The 17,874-nt window shown below is 45.5% G+C and carries 15 protein-coding genes; 9 read left to right on the top strand and 6 right to left on the bottom strand.

Features of this window, described 5'->3' with window-relative positions:
* Positions 1 to 65 precede the first annotated feature (65 nt).
* Together ABXT42_RS09135 and ABXT42_RS09140 are read left to right on the top strand one after the other, a co-directional pair.
* Complete coding sequence (locus ABXT42_RS09135) at positions 66 to 815, top strand: MipA/OmpV family protein (protein WP_443627840.1); 750 nt, start codon at positions 66 to 68, stop codon at positions 813 to 815.
* Positions 816 to 819: 4 nt separating this feature from the next.
* On the top strand, positions 820 to 1,833 hold the full coding sequence (locus ABXT42_RS09140; protein ID WP_443627841.1) for an MBL fold metallo-hydrolase: 1,014 nt from the start codon (positions 820 to 822) through the stop codon (positions 1,831 to 1,833).
* A 23-nt stretch (positions 1,834 to 1,856) separates the two neighbouring features.
* Here ABXT42_RS09140 and ABXT42_RS09145 read toward each other — a convergent pair whose 3' ends face one another.
* The 4 genes from ABXT42_RS09145 to ABXT42_RS09160 are packed head-to-tail and all read right to left on the bottom strand — an operon-like array spanning position 1,857 to position 5,175.
* Positions 1,857 to 2,468 carry an alpha-ketoglutarate-dependent dioxygenase AlkB family protein gene (locus tag ABXT42_RS09145; protein WP_443627842.1) on the bottom strand — a complete coding sequence of 204 codons (612 nt, stop codon included), beginning with the start codon at positions 2,466 to 2,468 and terminating at the stop codon, positions 1,857 to 1,859.
* Between the two features lies 1 nt (position 2,469).
* On the bottom strand, positions 2,470 to 3,633 hold the full coding sequence (locus ABXT42_RS09150) for an MFS transporter (RefSeq protein WP_443627843.1): 1,164 nt from the start codon (positions 3,631 to 3,633) through the stop codon (positions 2,470 to 2,472).
* Between the two features lie 35 nt (positions 3,634 to 3,668).
* Positions 3,669 to 4,208, bottom strand: coding sequence for a GNAT family N-acetyltransferase (locus ABXT42_RS09155; RefSeq protein ID WP_443627844.1), 540 nt, complete (start codon positions 4,206 to 4,208; stop codon positions 3,669 to 3,671).
* Between the two features lie 43 nt (positions 4,209 to 4,251).
* Positions 4,252 to 5,175, bottom strand: a complete 924-nt coding sequence (locus ABXT42_RS09160; protein ID WP_443627845.1) for a LysR substrate-binding domain-containing protein — start codon at positions 5,173 to 5,175, stop codon at positions 4,252 to 4,254.
* Positions 5,176 to 5,301: 126 nt separating this feature from the next.
* Here ABXT42_RS09160 and ABXT42_RS09165 point away from each other — a divergent pair, with 126 nt between their 5' ends.
* The 7 genes from ABXT42_RS09165 (at position 5,302) to ABXT42_RS09195 (ending at position 15,758) form a co-directional block, all read left to right on the top strand.
* A complete protein-coding gene (locus tag ABXT42_RS09165) occupies positions 5,302 to 6,123 on the top strand; it encodes a TauD/TfdA dioxygenase family protein (protein ID WP_443627846.1) in 822 nt (273 codons plus the stop codon).
* A 707-nt stretch (positions 6,124 to 6,830) separates the two neighbouring features.
* The gene (locus tag ABXT42_RS09170) at positions 6,831 to 8,219 is read left to right on the top strand and encodes a CmpA/NrtA family ABC transporter substrate-binding protein (RefSeq protein ID WP_443627847.1); all 1,389 of its coding nucleotides are present in this window, start codon (positions 6,831 to 6,833) and stop codon (positions 8,217 to 8,219) included.
* Between the two features lie 99 nt (positions 8,220 to 8,318).
* Positions 8,319 to 9,305 carry an ABC transporter permease gene (locus ABXT42_RS09175; RefSeq protein ID WP_443627848.1) on the top strand — a complete coding sequence of 329 codons (987 nt, stop codon included), beginning with the start codon at positions 8,319 to 8,321 and terminating at the stop codon, positions 9,303 to 9,305.
* A 46-nt stretch (positions 9,306 to 9,351) separates the two neighbouring features.
* The gene (locus ABXT42_RS09180; RefSeq protein ID WP_443627849.1) at positions 9,352 to 10,155 is read left to right on the top strand and encodes an ABC transporter ATP-binding protein; all 804 of its coding nucleotides are present in this window, start codon (positions 9,352 to 9,354) and stop codon (positions 10,153 to 10,155) included.
* Positions 10,156 to 10,188: 33 nt separating this feature from the next.
* Positions 10,189 to 12,714, top strand: coding sequence for a nitrite reductase large subunit NirB (gene nirB / locus ABXT42_RS09185; protein WP_443627851.1), 2,526 nt, complete (start codon positions 10,189 to 10,191; stop codon positions 12,712 to 12,714).
* Between the two features lie 10 nt (positions 12,715 to 12,724).
* Positions 12,725 to 13,069 (top strand): nitrite reductase small subunit NirD, encoded by a 345-nt coding sequence (gene nirD / locus ABXT42_RS09190; protein WP_443627852.1) that lies wholly within the window; start codon positions 12,725 to 12,727, stop codon positions 13,067 to 13,069.
* A gap of 10 nt (positions 13,070 to 13,079) precedes the next feature.
* The gene (locus ABXT42_RS09195; RefSeq protein ID WP_443627853.1) at positions 13,080 to 15,758 is read left to right on the top strand and encodes a nitrate reductase; all 2,679 of its coding nucleotides are present in this window, start codon (positions 13,080 to 13,082) and stop codon (positions 15,756 to 15,758) included.
* Here ABXT42_RS09195 and ABXT42_RS09200 read toward each other — a convergent pair.
* Both ABXT42_RS09200 and pntB read right to left on the bottom strand, forming a co-directional pair.
* Entirely contained in the window at positions 15,742 to 16,365 is a 624-nt protein-coding gene (locus ABXT42_RS09200; protein WP_443627854.1) for a nucleoside triphosphate hydrolase, read from the bottom strand. The genes ABXT42_RS09195 and ABXT42_RS09200 overlap by 17 nt on opposite strands.
* A 117-nt stretch (positions 16,366 to 16,482) precedes the next feature.
* Positions 16,483 to 17,868 (bottom strand): Re/Si-specific NAD(P)(+) transhydrogenase subunit beta, encoded by a 1,386-nt coding sequence (gene pntB / locus ABXT42_RS09205; protein ID WP_443627855.1) that lies wholly within the window; start codon positions 17,866 to 17,868, stop codon positions 16,483 to 16,485.
* Positions 17,869 to 17,874 lie beyond the last annotated feature (6 nt).

Below are 17,874 nucleotides of genomic sequence, written 5' to 3' on the forward strand. Positions count from 1 at the left end.
TGGCACAACAGGCTGTGTAATTACTTTAAGCCACCTTTAATAAACCATTTCTAGCGGATTAAAAGATGAAAACACACTCAATTATTTGCGCATTGGCAACCACTGCGCTAGTTACGTCCACTTTTGCCAACGCAAATGATAACTCCTCCTTCGACATAGGCTTGGTTAGCGTTAATGGTGGCTCTATTTATGAAGGTGCAAAAAGCACATCGGCAGTCATGCCCTCCATTAGTTTCGAGTCAGATATTTTAAGTGTGAGTGTGCAAGAAGGCCTTGTGTATCAGTTGTCCAACAATGGAGCGCTCAAATTAACTGGTGCCATAGTGCCCAATTTTAGACCTTACAAAAGCACAAATTCTGCAAGCCTTGCGGGCATGACGCGTAAGATGTACTTTGATGCAAGTGTAACGGCTGCCTTCACTCTTGCACGCGGGCTAGACGCCAAACTGAGCATGGCCACCGAGCTTAGTAACCAATTTAATGGCAACGCCATAGACGCTTCAATAAGTCAGTTTGTGCCAGTGATGGGTCAGCCCATTATTTTTGGAGCTGGACTAAAATACCAAGATGCCTCACGAGCAAATTATCTTTATGGTGTTAAAGCTAGTGAAGCAACTGGCCAAAGAGCCCAATACGACACTGGTAGTGCTACTTCCACGTACCTTAGTGTGAGCACCTTCCATTCGTTTACGCAGCAAGTGTCTTTGTTTGCTAGCGTCAATGCGAGCTTTTTGCCTAGTAACGTGAGTAACAGCCCTATTGTTTCTAAAAAGCGCACTGTATCTAGTGTTATTGGCCTAAGCTACAGTTTTTAACGGCATGACCCATATAAAGAAGATATGTTTACTCGCTGTAACTGGGCTTTTGGCTGGGTTTGTTATTACCTCCTGTAGCAATCAGGAAATCTTCAGTAACACCAACCCTAGCGTGGTGCCTAAAGACTTAAGTGACGTGTTTAAATGGCGCATGACCAAAGACGCATCCCCTAAAAGGGAAGCCATAACCATCGCTGAAGATTGGCGCAGCCTTACACCTGATTCTAGTCATTATGCAGTGTGGGTTGGCCATGCCACTTACCTGATTAATACAGGTGATGTCACCTTGCTCACAGACCCTATATTTTCTAAGAGAGCCTCGCCTGTGGGTTGGGCAGGGCCAGAGCGCCTAATTCCACCCGCGATGACATTATCGCAACTACCTCCCATCGACGCGGTGGTAGTAAGCCATAATCATTACGACCACCTAGACCTGCCTAGCCTTATTGCATTGCAAAAAGCCAATCCAGACATGGTGTTTTTAATGCCACAAGGCGACAAGGCGTTGCTGGAATCTAAAGGTTTAAATAACGTGTCTGAGTTTAGATGGTGGGAGACACAAAAAGTGAATGAAACCACTTTCACCTTCACCCCCGTGCAGCATTGGTCTGGCCGTGGTATTACTGGACGCAATACTAGTCTGTGGGGAGGCTGGTTTTTAACTGGCCCAGACTTGTCCATCTATCATGCTGGAGATACGGGCTATTCGAAAGATTTCCTCACCACTAAAGCCCGCTTGGGCAAACCTGATGTCGCTTTCATCCCCATTGGGGCATATAAACCTAGGTGGTTTATGAGAAACCAACACGCAGATCCAGCAGAGGCTGTACAAATCGCATTGGATTTAGAAACTAAAAAAGCGTTTGGTATGCATTGGGGTACGTTCATTTTAACTGACGAAAATATTAGCGAACCGCCAGTTATGTTGGCTGAAGAATTAGTTAAACGTGACCTAGAGCCACGTTTTTTCACAGCCCCCAAACCAGGTGAAGTGCTTACTCTCAAGCCGAAGTTTTAAGAGCGCTTGCTCAATCAGTTTTATCACCGCTCTACTACCGTTCTAAAAGTTAAGTTCACTCTAGGTGTGTGTACTTTTTTGGAAGGTGGCAAGCGGTGTAGCCAGTGGTCTTGAGTGGTGCCTTGCATCACTAGCAGGCTGCCGTGTTGCAAAAGTGTAGTGTGGGTTTGCTGGGTGTGCTTATGCTTAAATGCAAAGTTGCGTTGGGCACCTAGGCTTACTGAAGCAATAGCGCCATGGCGCTTTAATTGCCTTTCATTGTCACTGTGCCAAGCCATGCCTTCATCGCCTGTGTGGTATAAGTTAAGCAGGCAAGAGTTGAATGTTTCTGAGGTGATGGTTTCTATCAACTGCTTTAGCTCTAGCAACTGGCTTGTCCATGGTAAAGCGGAGCGGGTGATTTTTGAATAGGTGTAATCAAAGGGTCTGCTGCCATACCATGCCACTTTGCGCTTGGTGATTATCTTTTTGTCAAACACAATGGCCTCGTCATTTCTCCACTCTATGGCATTAAGAAAATGCTCTAAAAAGAAATCTGCTGCGTTATCTTCTAGCACTACGCCATGATAATTTGCTTCACCGTCTTGGGGCAGCACATTAATAGGTGGGTCTATGCGTTGAGAAAAAAGTGACATATCAAACCTTACTTAGTGCACGGCGCAAAGCCATTGAGGCCTCCATGAAGGCTAAAATGGCTAAAAATACCAACACCGGCGTGTAACCAAACTCTACAATGCCAAAGCCTACTAAAAGTGGAAAACCAAAAATGCCAATAAAATAAGTAAGGGCGAATATTTGTAGGGTTTGTGGCCCTAAATGTTCTTCAGCGTCATTGGCCGCCATGGCCACAAGAATAGGATAAGACGCTCCATAACCTAAGCCAAATAAGATGGCTACGCTAATGTACAAAGGTATACTGTCGCCACTGACTATAAATAGCACCACACTTGCCGCCATGACGTACTGCAGCATTGCAATGGTGAGGTAAGGGTTATTACCACCCTTAAACTTTACCAACACCAGCCTGAAAAACACCACCGTTAAGGTATATACAAAAAAGAAGGTGGCGTAGTTTAAGCCTCGGTCATCAGCAAAAACGGTTTGGAAATTATTCATACCTGCAAATACGCTGGCCCCCATACACACCATTATTACTGGCAAAATGGCCCTAGACTTAAGCACTTGGCGCAAACCACTTAAAGTGATGCGTGAAGAGCGCTCTGGCGCTGGGTTTAGTGCATGCACTTTTATAGGATTTATAAGTATAAAGAACAAAATAGCGCTGATAACACATAGAATAGATGTAAGGTAGAAAACCGTTTGTACTGGGTATCCAAAGCCTTCCAGCACAGATGCAAATACAGGTGACAAACCAAAACCTGCCATCACAAAAATAGATAACAAGGTGAAAAAGCGCACTCGCTCTTCAGAGCTTACAAGCCGTGTGAGCACAATGGGCCCCAAAGAATATGTTAAACCCCAACCAAAACCTAAGCTAATACTTGCCACTAAAAGCCCTAATCCCACAGAGCTTACATAGCCATATAAAAACAAAGACACGGCAATCGCTATACATGCGATGCCAAGGGCACGCACTCTGCCAAATTTATCTGAAATATGCCCAGAAAAGTACACTGTAACAATGGTCGCTATGGCAGTCACAAACAGCATAGCCCCTACTACTTTTTCACTGGCGCCAAATTCAGCAAACAACCTTGGCAACATAAAGGTCAATCCGTAGGCTCCTGCTTGAAGAAAAATAGCTAAAAAATACATGGCAAAAGTGAGGGATCTAGACATAAGTTATGCTTCTTATAGTTATTTTTGGGTATCGATTAAAAAGGTCTTTTGGGGGGGCTAGTGTCGCCCTCACCTAAGGTTAACTGAAGCATCACAGAGTCTAGCCAACGCTCAAATTTATAACCAATCGACTTTATCACCCCTACTTCTTCAAAGCCCATCTTTTTATGAAAGTCTATGGACATATGATTCTCAGAATCGCCCACCACAGCGATCATTTGGCGAAAGCCTTCTTGTGTACATTGTATAATCAACTGGCTTAAAAGCTTTTGGCCAAGCCCGATGCGCTGGGCAGACTCTGCTAGATAGATAGAGTTTTCAACAGTGTATCGGTAGGCAGGTCGTGTGCGATATGCAAATGCATAAGCATAACCAAGCACTTGGTCACCACGCACAGCCACAATATAAGGGTAGCCGTCTTGGGTAATGGTCTTTTGCCTTTGTATCATTTGCTCCAAACTTGGGGGTAGCTCTTCCCAGCTTGATACACCATGAGTTACCTGCAGTGCATAAATAGCTTGGATGGCTGGCATGTCTTTATCACACACGTTACGAATAGTGATTTGAGTAAACACTGGGTTATCCTTACATCTATTAGTTAAATTTTAGAGGGTAAATTTAGACACAGCTAAGAAGCCAGGCCACAAAGTGTTGTTTGGCAGGCAAGCTATCATTTGTATTGGTTTCTACTAGGTAGTAGTCCCAGTCTGAAACGATACTAAAAGATTTCAACGCCACTAGCATGCCATTATCCACTAGATCGTCCACCAATGTACCCCAGCCAATACCCACACCTTGGCCTGCGATGGCAGCCTGCACTAGTAGCGTGTAGTTATTAAAGGTGAGCACAGGTTCACTAGGTATCACTTGATTTGATAGCTGGCTTGGTGCTTGATTTGGCAGCTGGTTAAAAAAACCACGCCAATTTAGCCAGCCATTGCCAGCTACATCTGCAAGCTTTAACAAGGGTAAACTGGCCAACTGTTGAAGGCCATCTATGGGGGCATTTTGGGCTAATAATGCTGGGCTGCACACTGGAAAAACATGCCCTATGGACACAAGATGAGACCTGTATTTATTAGGCTTACCTTTAGCAAATATAATAGAGAGGTCATTTTGTTGGGCGGTATAGTCTGGCTGAGTTTGTGAGGTGACAATGCGCACTTCTATTTCTGGGTGAAGTTTGCGAAAGTCGGATAATCTAGGCAATAACCAAAATGCAGCAAAAGCAAAATCTGTTTCTACATTGATACATTGGCGCATGGGTGTTTTTTGTAGTTTTGTTAAGCAATTTGTAATCTGCAAAAAGCCAGACTCTACCGCTTCATATAACTGCTGACCAGCATCAGTGAGAGCTACCCCACGATAAATACGTTTAAAGAGCTGTAAATCTAGCTGCTGTTCTAGGCCACGCATTTGTTGGCTCACTGCCGATTGAGTAGAGCCCAGCTCATGTGCGGCAGCTGTAAAGCTTAAATGACGCGCAGCCACTTCAAAGATTAATAAGCTTTGTGCCGAAGGCATAAACTCTTTTAATAACATTAGCACACCTAATACTTACCATTAAATTCTGACTAGTTTACACCGTTATCTGTGATGTTAGAATACTGGCATTAAATCACGTATGTTCTATCAAACATAAGCATAATAAGCCGAGCATTAACTAACATGAAGATTGAAAAAATCACGCCAGCTATTGGCGCCGAAATATCCGGCATTAGCCTTAATAATCTTAGTGCACAAGAATGTGATGATATTTATGCTGCGCTGATTGAGCACAAGGTGATATTTTTCCGTGATCAAGACCTCACGCCTCAAGCGCATATCGATTTCGCCAAAAGTTTTGGCGAGCCTGAGCCACCTCACCCCATTTACCCAAGCGTTGCAGGCTATGACAACATTGTTTTACTAAAAACTGGCCCAGACAGCAAGCCAGATGCCAATGACTGGCACAAAGACATGACCTTTAAAGCAAACCCTCCGTTTACCAGCATTTTGCATGCTGTAAACGTGCCTGATGTAGGTGGGGACACGCTTTGGGCCAACACTAATACAGCCTACAATGCGCTTCCCAAAATGTGGCAAGACTACCTAGCCGATAAAGACGCCATACACGACATAGGCACCTTTAGAAATGACCTTTACGCCAAAGGTGGTATAGAGGCGGTCAATAATGGGCTTAAAAATACGGGCTCTGCAGTGCATAAAATCGTGGGCACTCACCCTGTCACTGGGCTTAAGTACCTTAATATTAATCAGTCATTTACGCGCCATATCATGGGTGAAGTACAAGGTGAGAGTGACCGAATTTTGCAATTTTTGTATCTGCATATGGCCAAGCCCGAGTTTCAGGTGCGCTTACGCTGGCGTAACAACACTGTAGCGATGTGGGACAACCGTATTACTCATCACTACGCCATTTCAGACTATTTACCCAAAATACGCCACATGCAACGCGTGACTGTGCTAAACGACAAGCGTGAGTCTTAGTATTTGACAGAATATTTTTGACACAGATTTGAATAAAAAATCACTTCTAAGTGCTGAGCAAGATGCTATTGATATAAGTATTAACCCTATCATTACTCCAGCCACAACTGAGCTCAAGTTCTTTGAGCCTCCAAGCAGAATTCAAAAACCATATCGGGCTAAGTATTCCTCAGTAACAGCCCCACTTAAATGACTACGCAAGAGCTTTCATTTATCTAGCGTTTGGTTTAAACGGCGCCTTACTTTGCGAAGATACACAATTGGCAGAAATGTCCTATTTAGAGTTAGCTACAAAGTTGAACAAGCTAAGCTTGGACCTATGAACTAAGTGAATCAATTAAACTCTCGTGACCTCATGCTAGATGCTCAAGCACCGATTTTGAAAGGCTAGTTTTTTATTTTCGCACAATAACGGTGCGAGCATGCCGCTTTTTCAGTCATGAATCTATACCCATGTTCATACCTTTTGCTTTATTAATCATCGCCTTCTAAGGCCTTGGTTATACATTGAGCCCTGTAAAATCAACACAAAGTCAGCTAATTTCCCCCGCAAAGCTAAACTGGCACAGTTATTGAAAGAGTATGTGTTATGCAGAGTAATCTTACTGTGCTACCCAACCCAAAAGGCTGGGTGATGTAGCCCGCATACACACGATACCTTTAGCTTATGCGAGCTTTTTTGCGTTATTTATATTAGGGGCATACCTATGAACACAGCTATAACACACAGAGTCAAACGCAGTTTAGTTCTCGCCATTAAAACACTAGGTGCTGCTAGCCTACTTATCGGCACACCCATTGCACACGCTGCACTGGGCGAACCAGAAAAAGACGAACTCACGTTTGGTTTTATCAAACTCACTGACATGGCGCCCATCGCAATTGCCTATGAAAATGGTTACTTCGAAGACGAAGGCCTTTATGTCACTATTGAAGCACAGGCTAACTGGAAAGTCCTTTTAGATGGCGTGATCGACGGCAAATTAGACGGCGCACATATGCTTGCTGGCCAGCCGCTTGCAGCTACCATCGGCTACGGTACCAAAGCACATATTGTGACCCCGTTTAGCATGGACCTTAATGGTAATGCGATTACTGTCTCTAACGATATCTGGGCACAAATGAAGCCCAATATACCCACAGAAAATGGCAAGCCCGTTCACCCCATCAAGGCAGATGCTATGAAGCCAATTGTTGACAAATATAACGCTGAGGGCAAGCCATTTAATATGGGCATGGTATTCCCAGTGTCCACCCACAATTATGAATTACGCTATTGGTTAGCCGCAGGTGATATCCACCCAGGTTTCTATGCCCCACATAAGGGTGACACAAGTGGCACCATAGACGCTCAGGCATTGTTATCAGTAACCCCACCGCCACAGATGCCAGCGACTCTGGAAGCCGGCACTATCTTAGGCTACTGTGTAGGTGAGCCATGGAATCAACAGGCTGTGTTTAAAGGTATTGGAGTGCCAGTAGTGACTGATTATGAAATCTGGAAAAACAACCCAGAAAAAGTGTTTGGCATGACCAAAGAGTTTACCGAAAAATACCCAAATACCACTGCCCGTGTTGTTAAAGCTTTATTACGCGCTGCCAAATGGCTAGATGCAAAGGACAACGCTAATCGCCCTGCAGCCGTCAAAATTCTCTCCCAAAGTAACTATGTGGGTGCCGACTACGAAGTGATTGCCAATAGCATGACTGGGACATTTGAATACGAAAAAGGCGACAAACGTTCAGTGCCTGACTTCAACGTATTCTTCCGTTACTTTGCTACTTTCCCTTACTACTCAGATGCTGTTTGGTACCTGACTCAAATGCGCCGCTGGGGACAGATCTCAGAGCCTAAATCTGATCAGTGGTACTTCGATGTTGCCGCCAGTGTTTATCGTCCTGATATTTATAAAAAGGCAGCACTTGAGTTGATAGAGGAAGGGACGATGACAGCCGCTGACTTCCCTGAGTTTGACTCAGAAACAGGTTTTCGTTCACCACAAAAACATTTTATCGACAATATAGTGTATGACGGTACCGCCCCAAATACCTATCTCAAGAAATTTCCAATTGGCCTAAAAGACGAGACTCTCTAAGTCCTTAAATAGCCCATAAAAGCTGGCAACCTGCAAAGGTTGTCTGCTTTTGGAACAAATGTTATCCCCGCACACTCCGTCAAAAGGAAATCCAGTAACATGTTAGCCAAGCTTCAACAGCTACAAACCAAGGTGACCTTTGCGAGCCTATATAAATTTTATGATTCAGCAGCCAAAGCCATAGCACTGCCATGTGTGGGCATTGTTATGTTTATCTTTATTTGGCAAATAACTGCAAGCAACATCGTCACTTCACTGGGCCAGTTCCCTGGGCCAGGGGATGTTTGGAATCAGTCAAAAGTGCTTGTTACCGAGCATTATCAAGAACGCGAGAAAGCGCAGGTATTTTATGAGCGCCAAGAAGTACGTAACAGCAAAAAACTAGCCAACAACCCTGAAGCGGTTGCAAAGATTCGCCAGTATACGGGTCAAGCCACGTATTTTGACAAAATTGTAACTAGCCTGTACACCGTCGCTTTTGGGTTTTTAATTGCTACCTTAGTGGCCATCCCCTTAGGGATCGCTTGTGGACTCAGCGACAAAATTTATCGCGCTGTGAACCCTATTATTCAAGTGTTCAAGCCTGTGTCGCCACTAGCTTGGCTACCCCTGGTCACCATCGTGGTATCGGCCACTTATACCAGCTCCGATCCCTATTTTGAAAAAGCCTTTGTGACCTCGGCAGTCACCGTTGCCCTTTGCTGCCTGTGGCCTACAGTAGTTAATACGATTGTGGGCGTGGCTAGTATTGACCGCGACCTCATTGACGTAAGTCGAGTGTTGCGCCTATCAACTTTAACGCATATCAAATCCATTGTGATCCCCTCGGCTTTGCCCTTAATTTTTACCGGGTTGCGACTGTCTTTGGCGACCGGCTGGATGGTGCTCATAGCGGCAGAAATGCTAGCGCAAAATCCTGGACTGGGAAAATTTATCTGGGACGAATTTCAAAATGGATCCTCTAGTTCACTGAGCAGAATTATGGTGGCAGTCATCACCATTGGCATCATTGGATTCATTCTTGATCATCTGATGTTGATGATACAAAAACGTTTTAGCTGGAATAAACAGGCCACCTTACGTTAAACCCACACACGTTTTAAAACCCATACATCGACACTAGGATATTATTATGCAAAACCGCTATCTGGAAATCAGCCAAGTCAGTATCGATTTCCCTACCGATGGGGAACCCTACCGTGCCCTACAGAATGTCACCATGTCAATTCAAAAGGGCGAGTTTATCTCCCTTATTGGCCATTCGGGTTGTGGCAAATCAACCGTGCTGAATATTATTGCTGGGCTCCACCAGGCCACCGAAGGCGGCATTATCCTAGAGGGCCGAGAAGTCAACGAACCAGGGCCAGACAGAGCTGTGGTATTTCAAAATCATGCACTACTTCCATGGCTAACAGTTTACAAAAATGTTGAACTGGCGGTGAAGTCGGTCTTCAAGGGCACCAAAACTAAAGCTGAAATTGGCGCTTGGGTTGAACACAATCTAGAGCTAGTGAATATGACCCATGCACTTCATAAACTGCCTGGAGAAATTTCTGGGGGCATGAAACAACGTGTTGGCATTGCTCGATGCCTTGCGATGCAACCCAAAGTGTTACTGATGGACGAACCCTTTGGTGCACTGGACGCATTAACGCGGGCCCATCTCCAAGATTCCCTCATGGAAATTCAAGCCCAACTAGGCAGCACCGTAGTGATGATTACCCACGATGTAGACGAAGCGGTGCTGTTATCTGATCGCATTGTGATGATGAGTAATGGCCCAGCGGCCTCCATTGGTGAAATATTACACGTTGATTTAGAACGGCCCAGAAATCGAGTAGCACTGGCTGAGGATGCAGATTTTAATGCCTACCGCCAGCAAGTGCTCCGGTTTCTCTACGAAAAACAGAAGCATCCAGCCACCACCGCAGCCTAATAACCTAACACGCCTTTTAAGGATAGAAAAATCATGTTGAAAGTAGTAATCATTGGAAATGGTATGGTCGGCCATCATTATGTTGAGCAGTTAGCAGCCTCGCCAGTGGCAGCGAAAATCACCGTCATTGGCGGTGAAGCACGTCCTGCATACGATAGGGTGCATCTATCTGACTACTTTGCTGGAAGCACGCCTGAGGATCTTGCCATCACCACCAAAGAGCACTACCTAGACATGGGTGTAGATGCACATTTTGGCGATATGGTGGCCCACATAGACCGTCATAATAAGATAGTCATCACCGAAAGTGGGCAAGCATACAGCTATGACAAACTAGTATTGGCCACTGGATCCTATCCTTTTGTGCCTCCCGTTGAAGGCAATAATCTGCCACAGTGTACAGTGTATCGTACTATTGACGACCTAGGCATGATTCAAACCCAAGCCAACAACGCCAAGGTTGGAGTGGTTGTTGGGGGTGGACTATTGGGGCTTGAAGCTGCCAACGCAGTGCAAAACCTTGGCCTTGAAACCCATGTTGTCGAGTTTGCCCCAGGGCTCATGGGTGTGCAATTGGATGCGGGTGGCAGCAGCATGTTGCGCCGAAAAATTGAAGCTTTGGGGGTCAAGGTACACACTAGTAAAGCCACTGAGGTCATCGAAACTAACAGTGAAGGCGAAGGCCGAATAGTCATGCATTTTGCCGACGGTGGTTCATTAGCCACGGATATGATTGTATTTTCAGCTGGCATTCGCCCTTACGATCAACTCGCTCGTGACTGCGGATTAGTCGTTGGACAGCGTGGTGGCATTACTATAGACCAGTATTGTAAAACTAGCGACTCATCGATTTTTGCCATAGGTGAGTGCGCATTATTTGAAAATAAAATATATGGCTTAGTAGCTCCAGGCTACCGCATGGCAGAAGCCGCGGCTAGTCAATTAGGTAGTGAAAGCGTTTCCTTCCAAGGCGCCGACATGAGCACTAAACTTAAGTTACTAGGGGTGGATGTAGGCTCCATTGGTGACGCCCACGGAAGAGAACAAGGTTCGGTTGCCTACACATTTAGTGACGAACGCATCGACGTATATAAGCGCTTAATTGTAAGCGCCGATGGCAAAAGTTTACTTGGGGCTGTGTTAGTTGGAGACTGCTGTGAGTACGATACCTTGCTACAGTATTTTTTAAATGGCATTGATCTACCCTCTGATCCAGAATCCCTTATTCTGCCTGCTAACGCCGGTGGCTCACCGGCACTGGGCTCTAGCGCACTGCCTCTGACTGCCACCATATGCTCATGCCACAATGTCAGCAAAGGCGATATTGTAGCCACTATGGATGCCGGCTTTTGCTCACTAGGTGAAGTAAAGTCTGAAACTTCCGCCGCCAGTGGCTGTGGCGGCTGTGCAGCCTTATTAAAGAATGTTGTTGACGACGAAATGGAAGCACGAGGTTTGGACGTTGATACAGCGATGTGTGAACACTTTAATTTCACCCGACAAGAAATGTTTCACATAATCAAAGTGGAAACCATCAAAAGCTTCGAAGACTTGCTACATAAACATGGCACTGGCCGTGGCTGTGAAGTCTGTAAACCGACTGCAGGTTCAATTTTAGCGTCGTTGTGGAATGACTACGTGCTGGAAGAAAAACATGTGGGCCTTCAAGATACCAATGACACCTTTCTTGCGAATATGCAAAATAACGGTACCTATTCAGTGGTGCCCCGTATTGCCGGAGGTGAGATCACCCCCGATAAATTAATTGTGTTAGGGCAGGTAGCAAAAAAATACCAGCTCTATACAAAAATTACAGGTGGCCAGCGTATCGATTTGTTTGGCGCTCGCTTGCAGCATCTTCCTGCCATTTGGCAAGAGCTAATCGAAGCAGGGTTTGAAACGGGTCATGCCTACGGTAAAGCACTTCGTACAGTTAAGTCTTGTGTGGGCAGTACCTGGTGCCGATATGGTGTGCAAGACAGTGTTGCCATGGCCTTGTACGTTGAAAATCGCTACAAAGGCCTGAGATCGCCACATAAATTAAAATCTGGCGTGTCAGGATGCACCCGTGAGTGCGCCGAAGCGCAGTCTAAAGACTTTGGCATTATCGCCACCGAAAATGGTTGGAATTTGTATGTAGGTGGCAATGGTGGCATGAAACCGCGCCATGCTGAACTATTTGCCACCGACCTTGACGACAAAACTCTGATTAAATATATCGATCGCTTTCTCATGTTTTATGTACGCACCGCCGACCGACTTCAGCGCACCTCTGTGTGGATGGACAATCTAGAGGGTGGTCTAGACTACTTAAAGCAGGTTGTTATTGAAGATTCATTGGGCATCTGCAACGATCTAGAAGCACAAATGGACGCTGTTGTTGGCAGCTATCAGTGCGAATGGAAGACCACCATCGAAGACCCAGAAAAACTCAAACGCTTCCGCCAGTTTGTTAATTCCGAAGCCCAAGACAAAGCCATTATATTTATTGAAGAGCGTGGTCAGTTGCGCCCAGCTAAAGAAGAAGAGCTCCAAAAAATTTCAGCCACGCTAGACTAGGAATAGACCCATGAGTCTTAATATGAAAGATCAACATATCAGCATCTGTCGCCAAAATGACTTAATTCCCAACTCTGGAATCTGCGCAGAATTCGCAGGCAAACAAGTGGCTTTATTTTATCTGCCCAATGAAAGCCCCACTATTTACGCCATTGGAAACTGGGACCCAATTGGCAAAGCCAATGTTTTATCACGTGGCATAGTGGGTGATATTAATGGCCAGCTAGTGGTTTCGTCTCCATTATACAAACAGCATTTTGATTTAATCACAGGTAGGTGTATTGAACACAGTGACGTGAAGGTTCCAGTCTATGTCGTTGAGCTTGTGGACGATTATGTGCTAATAAATCAATGAGTTTTTAGACATGAACCAAACGTTAATTGCTACCACTGGCAAGGTTATAAAAACCACCTGCCCATATTGCGGGGTAGGCTGTGGAGTAAGTGCCACTGTTGAAAACAATCGTGTGAAAAGCGTTGTTGGAGATCCGTTACATCCAGCAAATTTTGGCAAACTGTGCGTCAAAGGCACTGCACTGCATGACACCATGGGCGAGCATGGACGACTATTGCACCCCAGCATAGATGGGGTCAATGTAGACTGGCCCACGGCCATTAATACAGTGGCAGAAAAGCTAGCCAAGGTTCGTAACCAATATGGCCCTGGGGCTATTGGATTTTACCTCTCTGGACAACTACTCACCGAAGACTACTACGTGGCTAATAAGCTGGCCAAAGGGTTTATTGGCACCAGCCATGTCGATACCAACTCAAGACTGTGCATGTCCTCAGCAGTTGCCAGCCACAAACGCGCTTTTGGTGCCGATGCTGTGGCCTGCAATTATGAAGATCTTGAAGCGTGTAATCTGTTAGTACTTGTCGGATCCAATGCAGCTTGGACGCACCCAGTTCTATACCGCAGAATCGCCACCGCCAAAGCCAATAATCCCTCTATGCGAGTGGTGGTTATCGACCCACGTCGCACAGCTACTTGTGATCTGGCTGACCTACATCTAGCCATTGCACCAGGTGCAGACGCTTTTGTGTTTAATGGCCTACTTGCCTATCTGAACCAAGGTGGTCATCTAAATGCAGATTTTATTGCACAACACACCCAAGGCTTTGATGCGGCCATGGATGAGGCCAGCAGGCTAACTGACACCAAGCTTGCACAAGCGATTGGTGTTAGCGCTTTACAACTAGAGACCTTTTACCAATGGTTTGCTGAAACTGAGAAAACCATAAGTTTTTATTCAATGGGCATTAACCAATCTGCTACAGGTACCGACAAATGTAATGCCATTATTAACTGTCACTTGGCCACGGGTCGTATCGGCAAAGCAGGAATGGGTGCGTTTTCAATTACTGGCCAACCCAACGCCATGGGAGGTCGTGAAGTGGGAGGTTTAGCCAATATGTTAGCCGCCCATATGGATTACAACGAAGAAAACACGAGCACTGTAAGTGAGTTTTGGGATACCAAAAATCTAACCAAAACGCCAGGCTTAAAAGCGGTGGATCTATTTGAAGCAGTCGCCGATGGCCGTATTAAAGCCATCTGGATCATGGGCACCAATCCGGTGGTTAGCATGCCCGATGCAGATCGGGTGAGAGCTGCTTTGCAAGCTTGCGATACGGTCATCGTATCAGACTGTGTGGCTGATACTGACACCACAGCTACAGCCAATATACTCTTACCTGCCTCTGGTTGGGGTGAAAAGTCTGGCACCGTGACTAATTCTGAACGCCGTATTTCTCGTCAACGGGCCTTGGTTAAACCAGTGGGTCAAGCCAAGTCAGATTGGTGGATCATATCTCAGGTTGGTCAGGCTATGGGGTTTAATAACGCCTTTGACTACCATTCGCCCAGAGATATTTTTATTGAACATGCTAAGCTTAGTGGGTTTAAAAATACGGGTAATAGATTATTTAATATATCCACTCTAAGCCATTTATCCGAGCAACAATACAACCAACTTGAACCTATTCAGTGGCCAGCGACCCCCTTGAAGCCCAAGGGTACTGCAAGGCTATTTGAAGACAAATTATTTTTTACGCCAAGCAAAAAAGCTAATTTTGTTGTGATTAACCCACAACTACCTCAATGCCACACCCCCAGCGATGACTTTCCCTTGACGTTAAACACCGGACGAATTCGCGATCAATGGCACACAATGAGCCGTACCGCTCGAACTAGCACATTACTAAGTCATATAAGCCAACCCTTTGTCTCTATGCACCCAAATACTGCCAGTAGTTATGGATTGGTCGATGGTGACCTAGCCCAAGTGTCTACCCAAAGGGGGAGCATTACAGTCGTGGTTGCTGTGGATGTAGGCATGGAAGAAGATCAAATTTTTGTGCCAATACATTGGAATGACCAATACGCTAGCAGCGCCAGAGTTGACTCCTTGGTGGCACCGATCACTGATGTTATTTCTGGTCAGCCAGAGTTTAAATACAGCCGCGCGGCCATGGTGAAAGTAGACACACCTATATGGGCGACTTTAGTCAGTCATAACAAGCTAGACTGTACAAAATTTATAAATTGGAGCGCTGCGCCTCTAGACCAAGGGCAAGGATTTATCTACCAGATCGCTATTCAATCTAATTTTGATTGGCCAGACTTTATCGCTGCCAAACGGATGACCGAACAAGGGCCTGCCCAGGCTTACGAGCAATTTTTTGATCGTCAAAATGGTGACCAGCGCCTCATTTGCTTTAGCACTAAGCGTATTGAGTTTGCAGTCTTTAGCCATCAAGACAGAAAAATGTTGCCCGATCACTTATGGATGCGCACGCTCATGTCACAGCCTGTTGCGCAAACATATTGGCCTCTGTTGTCAGGCAACGCTTCTACTGCTGGAAAATTAATTTGCTCATGTTTTAAAGTGAGCGAAAAAGATATTCAGGCGGCCATTGATAGCGGTGCCAACTCTGCCGCTGCATTAGGACAACAACTTAAATGTGGCACCAACTGTGGTTCTTGCATCCCTGAATTAAACGCCCTACTGGCTCATAGCACAGCTACGTCAAGCAATTAAGTGTTTGATCAGCGTCTACTGAGTGTTCAACAACGCAGTGGGCGTTGGGTATGTCATTGCCCAGTGCCCGCAGTTTTGCAGCCTCTGGCTTTAGGCCGTGCTCTAGCCACCTTTTAATCAAGCGCTCTTCAAGCACATCTATCCCTGGGTTGATGAAGATGGTTTGATCCCAAAATTGACTAAGCCCCGCCCACAGCCCTTCTTTGAGAAGCAGGTAATTACCTTCCACAATCAAAACTCTATCACTTATAGAGACCACCTGTGACCCTGCAATACAGAGGTCTTTATTCCTGTCAAAGGTAGGAATAACTACATTATCTTCAAGGCTCACTAGCCTTTTAATTAAGTGCACAAACCCTGCCACATCAAAGGTATTAGGTGCACCCTTACGATCTGTCAGATGACGTTGAGCCAAGAGCACATTATCTAAATGAAACCCATCCATAGGGATTATTCTAGCTTGCACGGCTTTTTTTGAAAGTAAACTTAGTAGCTCATCAGCAAGGGTAGACTTACCCGCCCCTGGCGGGCCAGCTATAGCCACTATAAAACGCTTATGGCCTTTGGCGTTGTATATGATGTTGTCCACAAGGGTTGGTGTGTTCATGACATTCTAAGCACCTTGGCTTATTAATTATTTGATCATATGATCACCTGCCACAAAAAAGCCCATAGCCATTTAAGTAATGGCCTATGGGCTTTTTAAATCAATGAAGCGATAGCCCTATAGATGACTTGCGATTTGATCACATGATGCTTTTGCATCGCCAAACAACATTTTAGTGTTATCCATAAAGAACAGTGGGTTTTGCACGCCTGCATAACCTGATGCCATGCCTCGCTTAAACACAATCACTGTTTTAGCATCCCACACTTCAAGCACGGGCATACCTGCAATAGGGCTACCTGGCTTTTTAGCAGCCGGGTTTACCGTGTCATTGGCGCCTATGACTAACACTACATCAGTGTTGGCAAAGTCATCATTGATTTCGTCCATCTCTAAAACAATGTCGTAAGGCACTTTAGCTTCGGCTAGCAATACGTTCATGTGGCCGGGCAAACGCCCTGCAACAGGATGAATGCCAAAGCGCACTTCTACACCTTGTGCCCGCAGCTTTTGGGTAATGTCTTGCACTTGGTATTGTGCTTGAGCTACTGCCATGCCGTAGCCTGGGGTAATCACTACAGACCTTGCATTAGTTAACATACCCGCCACTTCTTCGGCCGTAGTAGGCTGCACCTCACCTTCTTCTTCGTCATCACTTGCAATAGGGTCATTACCAAAACCACCAGCTATTACAGAGATAAATGAACGGTTCATCGCGCGGCACATAATGTAGCTCAAAATAGCGCCAGAGGAGCCTACCAAAGCACCTGTAACAATCAACAAGTCATTGCCTAATAAGAAGCCTGCAGCTGCAGCTGCCCAGCCAGAATAAGAGTTCAGCATAGACACAACTACGGGCATGTCGGCGCCGCCAATAGAAGCCACTAAATGCCAACCAAACACTAAGGCGATAAGGGCCATAATGACCAGATAAGTGTCGTTGCCACCTTGGTTTACAAATTGTACCAGCATCACCGCACTTACTAGCAAAGCCAGCAAATTTAGCTTGTGGCGTTGTGGCAAGTTAAGGGCTTTGGAGGACATAATGCCCCGCAGCTTACCAAAGGCGACCAAAGAGCCAGTAAAGGTGACTGCACCAATAAACACACCCAAAAATACTTCTACCAAGTGAATATTTTGCATCACCGGCGTAAGCACTTGAGAATGGTCTAGATAACTATTCACACCCACAAATACAGCAGCCAAACCCACAAAACTATGGAGTATTGCCACAAGCTCTGGCATTTCTGTCATGGCTACTCTTTTAGCCATATAAACACCAATGGCAGAGCCAATTAACATGGCAATAAGAATGTAGCTTAGGCCTGTGGTAAGTGCCATTACTTTTGGGCTTAACAAAGTAGCCAATAGCGCTAACGCCATACCTATGATGCCAAGCCAAATGCCACGTTTGGCAGATTCTTGTTGAGATAGCCCACCAAGGGCCATGATAAATAATACAGCGGCGATAACGTAAGCTGTGATAACCATTCCTGCTTGCATTAGTCG

The sequence above is a fragment of the Candidatus Njordibacter sp. Uisw_002 genome, assembly GCF_047730155.1.
Classification (GTDB): domain Bacteria; phylum Pseudomonadota; class Gammaproteobacteria; order Pseudomonadales; family Balneatricaceae; genus Njordibacter.

Excerpts from the sequence above, each read along its gene's own strand:
- ABXT42_RS09135 (WP_443627840.1), top strand. The coding sequence starts at position 66 with ATGAAAACACACTCAATTATTTGCGCATTGGCAACCACTGCGCTAGTT.
- ABXT42_RS09140 (WP_443627841.1), top strand. The coding sequence starts at position 820 with ATGACCCATATAAAGAAGATATGTTTACTCGCTGTAACTGGGCTTTTG.
- ABXT42_RS09145 (WP_443627842.1), bottom strand. The coding sequence starts at position 2,468 with ATGTCACTTTTTTCTCAACGCATAGACCCACCTATTAATGTGCTGCCC.
- ABXT42_RS09150 (WP_443627843.1), bottom strand. The coding sequence starts at position 3,633 with ATGTCTAGATCCCTCACTTTTGCCATGTATTTTTTAGCTATTTTTCTT.
- ABXT42_RS09160 (WP_443627845.1), bottom strand. The coding sequence starts at position 5,175 with ATGTTATTAAAAGAGTTTATGCCTTCGGCACAAAGCTTATTAATCTTT.
- ABXT42_RS09165 (WP_443627846.1), top strand. The coding sequence starts at position 5,302 with ATGAAGATTGAAAAAATCACGCCAGCTATTGGCGCCGAAATATCCGGC.
- ABXT42_RS09170 (WP_443627847.1), top strand. The coding sequence starts at position 6,831 with ATGAACACAGCTATAACACACAGAGTCAAACGCAGTTTAGTTCTCGCC.
- ABXT42_RS09175 (WP_443627848.1), top strand. The coding sequence starts at position 8,319 with ATGTTAGCCAAGCTTCAACAGCTACAAACCAAGGTGACCTTTGCGAGC.
- ABXT42_RS09180 (WP_443627849.1), top strand. The coding sequence starts at position 9,352 with ATGCAAAACCGCTATCTGGAAATCAGCCAAGTCAGTATCGATTTCCCT.
- nirB (WP_443627851.1), top strand. The coding sequence starts at position 10,189 with ATGTTGAAAGTAGTAATCATTGGAAATGGTATGGTCGGCCATCATTAT.
- nirD (WP_443627852.1), top strand. The coding sequence starts at position 12,725 with ATGAGTCTTAATATGAAAGATCAACATATCAGCATCTGTCGCCAAAAT.
- ABXT42_RS09195 (WP_443627853.1), top strand. The coding sequence starts at position 13,080 with ATGAACCAAACGTTAATTGCTACCACTGGCAAGGTTATAAAAACCACC.
- ABXT42_RS09200 (WP_443627854.1), bottom strand. The coding sequence starts at position 16,365 with ATGAACACACCAACCCTTGTGGACAACATCATATACAACGCCAAAGGC.
- pntB (WP_443627855.1), bottom strand. The coding sequence starts at position 17,868 with ATGCAAGCAGGAATGGTTATCACAGCTTACGTTATCGCCGCTGTATTA.